Below are 12,719 nucleotides of genomic sequence, written 5' to 3'. Positions count from 1 at the left end.
AGAATAACTAGTTCTGCTCCTGACGTTCATTTACTACAATTTCCAACTTTCCAAGTATCTCTTCAAGTGTATCCAGAGTCGTTTCACGAGCTTGCGCCCTTAAAGTACGAATATTATTGATTGTCTTTAGTGCTTCAGAACCGCCAACCACACCCAATAATTTTGAATCGTCAAGTTCCTCAATTTGTGGTTGTAAATCTTTAATTTCTATCGTTTTTACTTTTTTCATATCCACTAATCCTAATACTAGTTAAATAACAAGCTAACAACGGGTAATAAGAAAATCAACAAGAAAGATAAAACATCCTACTTTTCCCACTTTTCCTACTTTTTAGTTCTAAATACCGTAGCCCCGCAAGCGGGGAGGGGGTTGGGGGTGGGGTGCAATGACTGTGGGAATCATAACTAATTATGCGGACATGATATGAGCACTTCGGCTACGCTCTGTTACCGAGGAGCAGCACTTTTTCTACGAGAGGCTGCGCTCTGTTACCGAGGAGCAGAGGGAAAGAGTTAGAGACAAATCATTTGTATCAAGCATTTCGTGAAATGGTATTAATCCCCTCCCCAAACATCGGCTACGGCGTACACACAAATCTTTTAGAGTTGCTGTGTAACTTAGGGTGGGCTAATCTTTGCAGGTCGATGTATTGGCATAGCAGGTCGATGCATTGGCATAGCAGGTCGATGCATTGGCATAACACGTCGATGCATTGGCATAACAGGTCGATGCATTGGCATAACACGTCGATGTATTGGCATAACACGTCGATGTATTGGCATTGCAGGTCGATGCATTGGCATAACAGGTCGATGCATTGGCATTGCAGGTCAAGATGTGGGGCAGCTTTAGAAAACTTTTGTGTACACCGTAGCCCAATCGGGGGAGTTAGAGGGGTGAGAAGGACTTGTATATACACTGTAACCAGCTTGGGGAGAGGAGGCAAAGCATAGCTTTGACGGAGTGGGGTTCAAATTTTGTAATTTATGCAAGAAGTCTATTGCACATTATGTATTAATGCACAACCACTGAATATAGATATTTTGACATACCCTTTCAGGGATAATTCTTGTTATACAGCAGCCTACAGGGAGAACTTAATATGACATCTCCAGAAACGGTTATATGGCTACAAGAACGCACGAGTTTAGGAATTCTCTCACCTGAAGTATTAAATGCGATCGCTCAAGTAATTGAAGAACAAGTTGTACCCGCCGAAACTGACTTAGTTAGTGAAGGCAATTCTCCAGAAGCCCTTTATATTCTCGTAGAAGGTCAACTCGAAAGCAATACCACCAATCAAAGCAACCCAGCTTTAGCTTGTGGATTCCTTCCCGGTGCAGTGATTGAACTCAAAGAATTACTGTTGGATGAATCAACTCCATTCACAATTACTACAGTAACCGAATGTCACTTGTGGGTTGTACCTGCTGCTAAATTTCGGGAATTAGTCACTCAATACTCCGAAATTGCTCAGGCTTTTTCGCGTCAATTGGCTCAAGAATTAGCTCAGGTAACATCTGCACTTGGCTATGAGCAAGAACGTTCTATTGCCTTGCGCCCATATTTAGTTACCAAAGCACAACGGGGAATTGTCGGTACAAGTCGCTATGCTGTGCGGCTGCGGGAGCAAATTCGAGAAGCGGCTGCCGATCGCAAATCTGTGGATATTTTCGGAGAACCAGGGTTAGAAAAAGACAATATAGCAGCCTTGATCCACTTTGGTTCTCCGAAACGGCGAGAACCAATTATTAAAGTAAATTGTGGTATTCTCCAAACTAGCGGCGCAGATTTATTTGGTCGCGCTGGCGGCAAACCCGGACTGTTGGAATGGTTGGGGGAAGGTACTCTAGTTCTCAACAACATCCAAGAATTGCCCGAAGAATTATTACCTGCCGTGACGGAGTTGCTCAAAACTGGTACATATACCCCCGTCAGTCGTTCTGGAGATCCAGTAGCCGAAGCTCGTCCCAGTAAAGCCAGAATTCTGATTGTTTCAGAAAAAACTCAGCCGACAGTTGAACGTTCTGTTGGTCACATTATTAAAGTACCACCGCTACGGGTACGGAAAGCTGATATTCAGATACAAGTCGAATATTATACCAGTCTTTACACTCGTTCTAGAGGCGTTCCGAAACCGCACATTACCCCAGAAGCTTTGCGTCGCCTCCAGTCTTATGATTTTCCTGGCAACCTCAAGGAATTGAAAAATCTGGTAGAAAGAGCGATCGTGCAAGCTGAGGGTGCGAATGAATTAACAGAAGAAATTTTCTGGCCAGCCGAAACTAAGAAAAAACGATTTCGGGTCAATCTGTTAAATGCCTATCCTAATTTGCGGCGGTTTTTACGTAGTGACTGGTGGCCCGATCGCATTAATTATGGTTTTACTGCAACAGTTTTTGCGATTATTGTGGCAATATTATTCATTGGGCCGCAAACCCGCGATCGCAATTTCGTATTAAATCTATTTTGGGCTTGGTGGTGGCCTTTCTTCTTATTTCTCTTTCCCTTTTTGGGACGTGTCTGGTGTTCTGTTTGTCCCTTCATGATTTATGGAGAAATCACCCAAAAGCTCTCTTTATGGCTGTGGCCTCGAAAACTCAAACGCTGGCCGAGAGAACAAGCTGAACAATGGGGTGGATGGTTCATGTTTGGTTTATTTACCCTAATTTTCTTATGGGAAGAACTCTGGCATTTGGAAAATACTGCTTATCTCAGTGCTTGTTTGCTGCTGTTAATTACTGCTGGAGCGATGATTTTCTCGGCTCTTTTTGAGCGCCGGTTTTGGTGTCGCTATCTCTGTCCCATCGGCGGAATGAATGGTTTATTTGCAAAACTCTCAATGACGGAACTCCGGGCACAGCAAGGGATATGTTCTGCCAGTTGCACCACCTATCAGTGTTATAAAGGTGGGCCGCAAAAAGGCGAAGGGCTGGAAACCAATGGATGTCCCTTATACTCACACCCAGCGCAGTTAGAAGATAACCGAGATTGCGTACTGTGCATGACTTGCCTCAAAGCCTGTCCCCATCGTTCCGTTGAGTTCAACTTGCGTCCCCCTGGAATTGAACTGTGGACAACTCATGTACCCCGCACTTATGAAGTAGCATTATTGTTTTTGCTCTTGGGTGGTATCTATCTCCATCGCTTGCCAGAGTTGCAATCTTGGTTAGGGCTGCAACTGGATTTAACTGATTTTTGGCAGCACTTGGGATTATCGCTGCTAGTGTTAATTATTCCAGCAGCTCTTACCTTTGGCGCTTATGGCTTGATCCAAGTGTTCAATTTTAACCGTAAGCCTCGATCCTTTGTAGAACTCGCCTACGGCTACCTACCATTAGTGTTGGGAGGTAATTTGGCTCACTATCTACGTTTGGGCTTAGGCGAAGGCGGGAAGATTTTACCTGTTACCTTTGCTACTCTTGGTTTGAGTGGTGAACAATTGCCAATATTAGTTGCTCATCCGGCTGTGATTGCCTTTTTGCAAGGTACAACGATAATTTTCTCAGTGTTGATGACTATGTTATTAACGCAAAAAATTGCCAAGCAATCAGTGGGTACACCAAAGGGTTTAGCGAAACTATCGCTGCTTTGGCAACACCTAGCAGCGATCGCTTTGGGAGTTAGTATGTGGGCGATTATCGTCTTTTGAGCTTTACATCTTCCACCAGGCGGTTTCTAATCGCCTGGGCTAGGTGCAAAATGTGATTTAAGAACATTCTTCCCTACGAACGTGATAGAAAATACTTATATGATTTATGATTTTTGACTCATAGTGTAAGGATTACAGATAATGCACGTTCTAAAAAGATCCATCAAACCTGCAACTTATATATCATTCCTCCACATTTACCAAACAACTTGGGGGACTGCTGGTGATATTTGTTTAATCCGTGAATCTGTAGCTAATGATAGTACCGCGAAGTTTATCGGGCACAAAATCGAACTAGCAGTTCCCAGAGGATTAGAGCGCGATCGCATCGCCAACTGTCCAATAATTAAAGTTGCAGGTAATGTCGGCGACGGGCATCCCAAAGAACACCCATTGGAATGGGAGGCTTATGAGGGTGTAAGTGAAGAAATAGCTTTAGCGGCTCTCAAACCTTGGGGCTTCAAGTTAATTGAACTTTAATGTGGCGATTTGACAAGCTCAACTCGCTTTCGTTCTTCTGAAACTATTTTTTCCCCTAGCGCCATCAGACATTGGCTCAAATGGAAAAATTCATCTAATAGACATAGGAGTGAAATTAATTATGCGTTGCCCGAAATCCTTGGTAGGCATAATTCATAAATTGTACCTACGTTATTTTCACTCCTACGTCTAATGTACCAAACCAGGTTTCTAAATCCGCGATCGCCTGGAAATCCAATAATGCTTCACCGAGATTTTCTAATTGTTCTAAAGAGAGAGTTTCAATGCGGTCTAGCATCTCTTGGGGTAATTCTCCCACCCGTCGAGTAAGCTGACGGAGAATCAGCAATTGTCCTTCTGCCTTTCGTCCTTCTTCCCGTCCGCGTTGTTCGCCGCGTTGTTCACCTTCAGCGAGAATTTCTTGATAAATCACTGACTCGCGCATCATACCCTCCCGAAATAATTGTCGAATCAAGTCTTGATTGTATTTTAACCCCGCTAAGATTTGGGTATACGCGGAAATTTCTGGTCGTTGTCTTGGCTCAAGTTGATTAACTTTGACCACAACTTGTTGCAACAAAGCTTGGGGTTGCGTGGTTGCGGCCAATGGTGCTAACGGTAACAAAGCGGGATCATTGAGGAATGGTTCAGGATTTTCTTCCCATAAGCGAATCACGCGATATTCATGACGGGTAGTTTCGACACAGAAGACAGTTTCAATTACTGTTCCCGGTGCAGGGGGAAGCAGTAATACGACAACTTGCGTTATTGGTAGGCGATACAAACGATACAAGCGTACCCAATAATCTAGCATCCGCAAGGGTAGGGGTGGCGTAGATTCTAGTTTGGTTTGAAATTCCAGATGGAGAATGCGTCCTTCTAATTGTAAGAATGTGACATAATCAGCGCGAATAGGTTCAATGCTCAATTCAGTTTTGAGGACTGTGACGGAAGTTTGCGGTGTTCCTAATACCCAACTGGCAAAGGTAGCAGGATGTTTTTCGGACAGTAGTTTGCAAAGGTTATCAAAAGACATTTGCGATCGCTAACAATTGAACGAGGTATTGTTATTATCTCGTGCAGTGGTTTGAGTAGGCGATGTCTACGACGGGCTATGACGCTCGCGGACTCGCTACCGCTACGCTATCGGCGTCGCACCATCGCTTAAGGAAGCTCGGTACTATACTCTGAGCGTATCTTTTTAAATTCCTGTAATAATTACATTAATATTTCATTTCTGGCTAGGTTGAGTTATCAGACGGTAAAAAGATAACTGTAGCGGTTCCTGATTTACTAGTAAAAACCTAACTCCCTTCTCTTTCCCTACTAAAGAAGGGGCAGAAACAGCCTTTATTACTAAAGAAATTACGAATTATACAAATGTATCTGCACATAATTAAAAAGCGATCGCCTTTTTTCCTTTTTCCCTTTATCCTGCTGTTGACTCTCTTCCTCTCCCTGCCTTGGGTGAATGCGAAAGAACAGCCTAAGTCGAAGCCAGAAGCGTGGCAGATTAACGGTATTGTTGCTGCCCTTGATGATGGACATGACGGAGTAAAAAAACTCGCTTTTGAAAAATTCAATGAATACGATCTAAAAAATTTGAAAGCGGTGATTGAGAAACCAGAGGATATTGCTCAGAAAGCTGCCAAAATCCTCAAGGATAAAACTGTTGACTCAAGTGTTCGTTCCAGTGCAGCATGGGCATTGGGAAATCTAGGGGAGGCTGCCAAACCCTACGTCAGAGACATCGCTGACATCCTCAAGGATAAAACCGTTGACTCAAATGTTCGTTCCAGTGCAGCATGGGCATTGGGAAATATAGGGGAGGCTGCCAAACCCTACGTCAGAGACATCGTTGACATCCTCAAGGATAAAACCGTTGACCCCTATGTTCGTTACAGTGCAGCATGGGCATTGGAAAATCTGGGGGAGGCTGCCAAACCCTACGTCAAAGACATCGCTGACTTCTTCAAGGATAAAACCGTTGACAAAGATGTTCGTTACAGTGCAGCATGGGCATTGTTTCGTTCCGGTGCAACATGGCCATTGGGAAATTTGGGGGAGGATGCCAAACCTTACGTCAAAGACATCGCTGAGTTCCTCAAGGATAAATACGTTGACTCAAATGTTCGTTCCAGTGCAGCATCGGCATTGGGAAATCTGGGGGAGGCTGCCAAACCCTACGTCAAAGACATCGCTGACATCCTCAAGGATAAATACGTTGACTCAAATGTTCGTTCCAGTGCAGCATCGGCATTGGGAAATTTGGGGGAGGCTGCCAAACCCTACGTCAAAGATATCGCTGACATCCTCAAGGATAAATCCGTTGACAAAGATGTTCGTTCCAGTGCAGCATCGGCATTGGGAAATCTGGGGGAGGTTGCCAAGCCCTACGTCAAAGATATCGCTGACATCCTCAAGGATAAATCCGTTGACAAAGATGTTCGTTCCAGTGCAGCATCGGCATTGGGAAATCTGGGGGAGGTTGCCAAACCCTACGTTAAAGACATCTTCGACTTTTTCAACGATAAAACCATTGATGCTGATGTTCGTTCCCGTGCAGCAGTAGCATTAGTAAATTTGGGGGAGGTTGCCAAACCCTACGTCAAAGACATCTTTGACTTCTTCAAGGATAAAACTTCTAGCACTATTACCTATATGAATGACTCCAGAATCCGTTCCGGTGCAGCAGAAGCATTGGCAAATCTGGGGGTGGAAGACACTAGCAAACTCTATGTTAAAGATATTGCTGATATCCTCAAAGATAAAACCATTGATGCTGATATTCGTTCTGGTGCAGCCGTGGCATTGGGAAATATTGGGGAGGCTGCCAAACCCTATGTCAAAGATATTCTCGACTTCTTCAAGGATGAAACCGTTGATAAAAATTTTCGTAAAGATGCAGCAGAAGCATTGGGTAAGATAGAACAACTCAACCTGAATAATGTTGTAGCAATTCTGGATAGAGTCTATTATGTAGGTCAATCAGAATTTGAACAGTGGCGATTTTTGACATATTTTCTGGGTGGCGGCACTAATGAAGTCAAAACACTGCTTACATGGCTGGGTTTTCCTGACACTAAAACAATTCCTGTTTCATTAAGCCACGATCGCGGTGATAAAACTCTTAAAATATTTGCCCAAGTCTGGGAACCTAGCCAAGGTTTAGCACGATTACGGGAAGACTTAGCAAAGCAAATTGCTGTAGTTGCCAGAAAAGTCTCTTGGCAACCACAAGATATTGTTATCTTAGAAACTCACTACAACAACCTCAAAAAAGCCGGCTACAACGAAGCTGATTCACTGCAATCAGTAATAGTTAACCTCAAAACTTGGCAGTGGTTTCTCAATGCCAGAACTACTATTTTGATTCATGCTGCCTTTTGGCTTGCCCTCATCTTCGCTTATCCCAAGTTTCCCCAAGTTCAAGCCATCTTCTTCTGGAATCCTTGGGTGAGGCGTATTCTCGGAGTCGGCTACGTCGGCTTAATTCTCACCTGGGTTCCCTTTTTCCGCGAAAAGTTATTTGAACCCTTCAAGCCTTCCCTACTAGCCGATGCCGGGTTAGATAGTTTTAACCCCGAAGCTTACTTCCCAAATTCTAAAGTGAAAGTTCCCGGTGTAGATGAACCCGTACCAATTACCCAAGTGCTACCTAACATCAAAGGACAAGTCATTTTGGAAGGTGATTCCGGCTTGGGTAAGTCAATGTATCTGCGCTATTTGGTAAAAACTTCTGGGCGGCTTGTGGTTTATCTACCAGCCCAGAAGTGTTACAAAGGGGTAATTGAGGCAATTCAAGCCAAGCTACACGGACAAGCACAAGATGCTGATTTTCTCAAGAATTTAATTTACAGTGGCGCATTAGATATTTGCATTGACGGACTCAATGAAGTTACGGCCGACACCAGGGCAAAAATCTGTCAGTTTGCCGAAAGCTATTTCCGGGGTAACATCATCATGACCACCCAACCCCTAGAGTGGACACCACCCTCAACAGCCAAAATATATAAATTGCTCCCCCTTGAGGAACCACAAATTCAGCAATTTCTGATTTCCCGTCAGCCACGACTGCCCAAAAATGCCAAAGTTCAAGGTACTGATTATGAGCAAGCCACTGCTAGTTTTTTAACCAAAGCCCTCAGTAATCAGCAATCACCACAAGAATTAAGCGCGATTGAGAAGGTTCTCTCTAATCCAATGGATTTAACTGTGGTAGCCCTGATGCTATCCCAAGGCGAATACCCCGATTTGTTTCACTTGCAACAACATCAATATCAATTGATGGCAGCAGAATATTTGCAAGAATGGAACCAGGAATTTCCATTGAAAAAATTCTCCGATGCTGTCTATCAAATGCGGCTGAAAGATGAGCAAGCGTTACCTGTGGATGAGTTTTACCAGGTATTACAGTCATTGGAAGACGATAAGTATAAAATGGTTGTTAGCCGTCAGTGGCAAGACGAAAAAGGCGAAGCCAAGAGAGAATGGTACTTCCGCCACGATAAGATTATGGATTTCTTTTTGGTGCAAAACTTTCTCGGCGAGAGTCAGGAAGCTAAAAATCGGCTCATTGACCACATGGATGACCCCCGTTTTCGTGGTGTCTACTTTTTGCTAGCAACCTTACTCCCCTTAGATGCTGCCACAGAATTGAAAGAAAAATTAGTTCAATACGCCGCCGATACCAAAGACCATACTGTGAGTGATACCTTCGTGCAATTGTTGCGGCCAAGAGCGTGATATTAATTCGTAATTCGTAATTGAGAAAGAGACTTATAGTGTGAGGGAAAATTTTTGATTTAATTAAAATGAGCCTTTGAACTCCATTAATGAGTCTTTGAACTCCATTAATGAGTCTTTTAGCTCCATTAATGAGCCTTTGAACTCCATTAATGAGCCTTTGAACTCCATTAATGAGTCTTTTAGCTCCATTAATGAGTCTTTGAACTCCATTAATGAGCCTTTTAGCTCCATTAATGAGTCTTTTAGCTCCATTAATGAGTCTTTGAACTCCATTAATGAGCNCTTTTAGCTCCATTAATGAGTCTTTGACACAGTAGTTTTACCGTCTTCTGTTAGAAAAAATTAATTCAATACGCCGCTTATACCAAAAACCATACTGTGATATCATGTCCGCTTGATTACTTACTAAACCCTAAGAACCCCACCCCGCCAAAGCTATGCTTTGTCTCCCCTCCCCGCCGGCGGGGAGGGGCTGGGGGTGGGGTGCAATGACTATGGGAATCACAACTAATTACCCGGACTTGATATGAGTGATACTTTCGTGCAATTGTTGCAGACAGGATCGTAATTCGTAATACTTCTCTACGAGAGGCTGCGCCAAGGCTACGCTCAGTACAAGTTCGTAATGAAGAAAGAGACTTCTAGTAGTCTGTCAATAAATAATTGATGGATAAATTCCCTGTAGAGACGGCGATTTATCGCGTCTCTCTAACCGTCAAAATGAATTTGACAGACCACTAGGCTGAGGGTAAATTCTTGATTTAATAAAAATCTGACTTTTCACGTCGTGTAGAAAAGCTAACGCTAAACCTCAACCCTGAGCAAATTTCATTACTAGGGAATGGAAGCGAGGTTTTCTAGATAAGAGTGAAAAGTCAGATATTGTAATGAGTGGAAAAAGAGATTGTGTTTGTCCTACCGCCAAGTAGAATCAATGCTCAGTTCACCTGGAACTAAGCTTAATAAATAGGCAAAGGAATTAACCACGACCCCAGCCGCGATCGCGCTCATAGCGACGGTTATTGTCATAAATGTTGCGAAGGTTATTATCGCGTTCATAGCGGCGATTATTATCGCGTTCATAACGACGGTTATTATCGCGTTCATAGCGGCGATTATTATCGCGTTCATAACGACGGTTATTATCGCGGTCATAACGGCGATTGTTATCGCGGTCATAGCGACGATTGTTATCGCGGCGATTGTTATCGCGGTCATAACGGCGATTGTTATCGCGTTCATAGCGACGGTTATTATCGTCACGAATGTTCCGAAGGTCGTTCTGGCGGTCATAGTCATCATTTCTATGGTGACGACTATGAAGTTCGTAGTTACCATCATCATTGCGTTGAGAGATGTAGCTATCTAACTCAGCAGGATAAGATGCTGGTGTATTAGCATCAGCTTTTGGAGAAATAGCCAAAGCTGAAGCAGATGCTATCAAGCCGGCGAGCAAAATAGAGGTAAAGCGGTTCATGATGTGAGTCAAAAATTATTGACAGTAATTTATGCAAGTCCAGTCTGTTTAGGAAGAGCAGATTCCACAAGTCTTTAAATCAATCCTAACAGTGTTGAATAACTCGAAAAGTTTTCTTGGGTGCGGTGATTGAGAAAAGTTTTGTCGTCTGTGATACTTTCTAACTTTCCACAGCCCGTTAAAAGTCAAAATTAAAATAAATCTTTGAACTCCATTAATAGAAATATGAGTGAAAAAAATGTAGAGACGTAGTACTGCTACGTCTCTACAAGAGTTCTGGATAACGCATATTTAATTTCTGGATCTAATTAAGTTTTTGATTTAAATACGTTACGTAAGCGTTCGCGTAGCGTCTCGTAGAGAAGCTCGTCGTAGACATCGCTCCTTTCCCAACACCTAGACCATCGATTCAGTAAGCCTCAATACCCTACTAGGCAAGACGCACACTAATCATAATTGGTGTGCGTCTGCGGTTAGATTTTAGAAATTCTCGAACTTAGCGATCGCATCCTTCATTTTATCTACCACCTCATCGACAGGGATAACTCCCAATTCTCCAGAGGCGCGGGTACGGATACTCAAGGTGTTAGTTTCCACTTCCTTAGCTCCCACCACTGCCATTACTGGTATTTTTTCTTTCTCTGCATTGCGAATTTGTTTACCCAAGCGATCGCCACTGGTATCAACTTCTGCACGGATGCCCAACCCTCTCATTTTCGCCACCACATCTTTAGCAAAGTCTAGCTGTGTATCACCAACGGGTAATAATCTAGCTTGCACTGGCGCTAACCACAAAGGGAAATCGCCTGCATATTCTTCAATTAAGATCCCAATTAACCTTTCCAGCGAACCAAAAGGCGCACGGTGAATCATCACTGGACGTTTGCGAACCCCATCTTCGGCGACGTATTCCAACTCAAAGCGTTCTGGCAAATTGTAATCTACCTGCACAGTTCCTAATTGCCACTCCCGTTCTAGGGCATCACTAAAGATAAAGTCAAGTTTTGGCCCATAAAAAGCTGCTTCTCCAATACCTTCAAAGTGTTCCATCCCCAAGGTTTCAACTGCCCGGCGAATCGCACCTTCGGCTTTGTCCCAAACTTCATCTGAACCGATGTACTTATCACTAGCAGGATCGCGGAAACTGAGTCTAGCTTTAAAGTTCTTCAGTTGCAGCTTATTGAACACCGACAAAATCAAATCCACCACACTGAGGAATTCGCTATCTAGCTGTTCTGGGGTAACGAACAGGTGAGAATCATCCACAGTAAAACCGCGCACCCGTGTTAAACCGCCCAATTCCCCTGATTGTTCGTAGCGGTAAACAGTACCAAATTCCGCCAGTCGCATCGGTAGTTCTCGATAAGAGCGCAACTCACTCTTATATATTTGGATATGGAAAGGGCAATTCATTGGCTTCATAACAAAGCCTTGTTCCTGTGCAGCCGATTCCTGATCATCTGCCATCAAGGGGAACATATCTTCTTTATATTTCTGCCAATGTCCAGAGGTTTTAAATAAATCTACTCTGGCAATGTGAGGCGTTACTACAGATAAATAACCCCGTTTTACCTGTTCTTGTTTCAGGAAGTCTTCTAAAGTACTCCGTAACAAAGTACCTTTGGGTGTCCACAAAGGTAAACCCGGCCCTACTAGATCAGAAAATATAAATAATCCCAGTTCCTTACCTAGTTTCCGGTGATCTCGCCGTAGCGCTTCTTCTTTACGTCGTTTATATTCAGCGAGTTGTTCTGGGCTTTCCCAGGCGGTGGCATAGATGCGTTGTAATTGGGCTTTAGTTTCATCCCCACGCCAATAAGCGCCAGCAACGCTTTCTAGTTCAATTGCTTTCGGGTTTAATTCACTGGTATTTTCCAGATGAGGCCCTGCACACAAATCCCACCATTCATTCCCCAGGTGGTAAATCGTGATTGGTTCGTTTTTGATATCTGCCAGAATTTCTAGCTTATAAGGTTCCTTAATTTCCTGAATCCGGCGTTCGGCTTCTTCGCGGCTGACTTCTTCCCGAATTACTGCCAGTTTGCGATTAATAATCTTCGCCATCTCTTTTTTGATGGCTTTGAGATCATTTTCGCTAAATGGTTCTGGATTGTCGAAGTCGTAGTAAAAACCGTTTTCAATCCAAGGACCGATTGTAACTTGTGCCTTGGGAAACAGCTTTTGTACTGCCATTGCCATTACATGGGAAGCAGTGTGGCGAATCTTTTTTAAGTTCTCCGATTCGCTGGTACGCGGTAAATAAATTTTTTCAACTTGTTCTGACTGTTGTGACTGATTGGATGAATTTGGCGACATTGGCTGCTGAACCGTTGGCGAAGTGATTACAAAAGTTGATTTAT

8 protein-coding genes are annotated in these 12,719 nt (G+C 43.5%); 3 read left to right on the top strand and 5 right to left on the bottom strand.

Features of this window, described 5'->3' with window-relative positions; translation table 11 throughout:
• Nucleotides 1-7 precede the first annotated feature (7 nt).
• Nucleotides 8-229, bottom strand: coding sequence for an H-NS family histone-like protein (locus CDG76_RS39740; protein WP_442946395.1), 222 nt, complete (start codon nt 227-229; stop codon nt 8-10).
• Nucleotides 230-1,103: 874 nt separating this feature from the next.
• Between CDG76_RS39740 and CDG76_RS28745 the strand changes: the two genes are divergently transcribed.
• A complete protein-coding gene (locus CDG76_RS28745) occupies nt 1,104-3,653 on the top strand; it encodes a cyclic nucleotide-binding domain-containing protein (protein WP_094352265.1) in 2,550 nt (849 codons plus the stop codon).
• A 141-nt stretch (nt 3,654-3,794) separates the two neighbouring features.
• Nucleotides 3,795-4,133, top strand: a complete 339-nt coding sequence (locus tag CDG76_RS28740; RefSeq protein WP_094352264.1) for a hypothetical protein — start codon at nt 3,795-3,797, stop codon at nt 4,131-4,133.
• A 166-nt stretch (nt 4,134-4,299) separates the two neighbouring features.
• On the opposite strand, the gene CDG76_RS28735 is transcribed toward CDG76_RS28740, so the two are convergent.
• Nucleotides 4,300-5,169: a DUF4351 domain-containing protein gene (locus tag CDG76_RS28735; RefSeq protein ID WP_094352263.1), complete on the bottom strand. Its 870-nt coding sequence runs from the start codon at nt 5,167-5,169 to the stop codon at nt 4,300-4,302.
• 344 nt (nt 5,170-5,513) lie between these two features.
• Here CDG76_RS28735 and CDG76_RS28730 point away from each other — a divergent pair, with 344 nt between their 5' ends.
• On the top strand, nt 5,514-8,879 hold the full coding sequence (locus CDG76_RS28730) for a HEAT repeat domain-containing protein (RefSeq protein WP_094352262.1): 3,366 nt from the start codon (nt 5,514-5,516) through the stop codon (nt 8,877-8,879).
• 63 nt (nt 8,880-8,942) lie between these two features.
• Here CDG76_RS28730 and CDG76_RS28725 read toward each other — a convergent pair whose 3' ends face one another.
• The 3 genes from CDG76_RS28725 to thrS form a co-directional block, all read right to left on the bottom strand.
• Nucleotides 8,943-9,134, bottom strand: coding sequence for a hypothetical protein (locus CDG76_RS28725; RefSeq protein WP_223265431.1), 192 nt, complete (start codon nt 9,132-9,134; stop codon nt 8,943-8,945).
• 727 nt (nt 9,135-9,861) lie between these two features.
• Nucleotides 9,862-10,359, bottom strand: coding sequence for a hypothetical protein (locus CDG76_RS28720; protein ID WP_223265430.1), 498 nt, complete (start codon nt 10,357-10,359; stop codon nt 9,862-9,864).
• A 480-nt stretch (nt 10,360-10,839) separates the two neighbouring features.
• The gene (gene thrS, locus CDG76_RS28715; protein WP_094352310.1) at nt 10,840-12,675 is read right to left on the bottom strand and encodes a threonine--tRNA ligase; all 1,836 of its coding nucleotides are present in this window, start codon (nt 12,673-12,675) and stop codon (nt 10,840-10,842) included.
• Nucleotides 12,676-12,719: the final 44 nt, after the last annotated feature.

The sequence above is a fragment of the Nostoc sp. 'Peltigera membranacea cyanobiont' 210A genome (genome assembly GCF_002246015.1).
GTDB lineage: Bacteria > Cyanobacteriota > Cyanobacteriia > Cyanobacteriales > Nostocaceae > Nostoc.
Note: the sequence above shows the minus strand (reverse complement) of the source record. Positions and strands in the feature narration are given on the sequence as shown.

Bases quoted from the DNA above. Each gene is read 5' to 3' on its own strand.
- CDG76_RS39740 (WP_442946395.1), bottom strand. From the start codon at position 229: ATGAAAAAAGTAAAAACGATAGAAATTAAAGATTTACAACCACAAATT.
- CDG76_RS28745 (WP_094352265.1), top strand. From the start codon at position 1,104: ATGACATCTCCAGAAACGGTTATATGGCTACAAGAACGCACGAGTTTA.
- CDG76_RS28740 (WP_094352264.1), top strand. From the start codon at position 3,795: ATGCACGTTCTAAAAAGATCCATCAAACCTGCAACTTATATATCATTC.
- CDG76_RS28735 (WP_094352263.1), bottom strand. From the start codon at position 5,169: ATGTCTTTTGATAACCTTTGCAAACTACTGTCCGAAAAACATCCTGCT.
- CDG76_RS28730 (WP_094352262.1), top strand. From the start codon at position 5,514: ATGTATCTGCACATAATTAAAAAGCGATCGCCTTTTTTCCTTTTTCCC.
- CDG76_RS28725 (WP_223265431.1), bottom strand. From the start codon at position 9,134: ATGGAGCTAAAAGACTCATTAATGGAGCTAAAAGGCTCATTAATGGAG.
- CDG76_RS28720 (WP_223265430.1), bottom strand. From the start codon at position 10,359: ATGAACCGCTTTACCTCTATTTTGCTCGCCGGCTTGATAGCATCTGCT.
- thrS (WP_094352310.1), bottom strand. From the start codon at position 12,675: ATGTCGCCAAATTCATCCAATCAGTCACAACAGTCAGAACAAGTTGAA.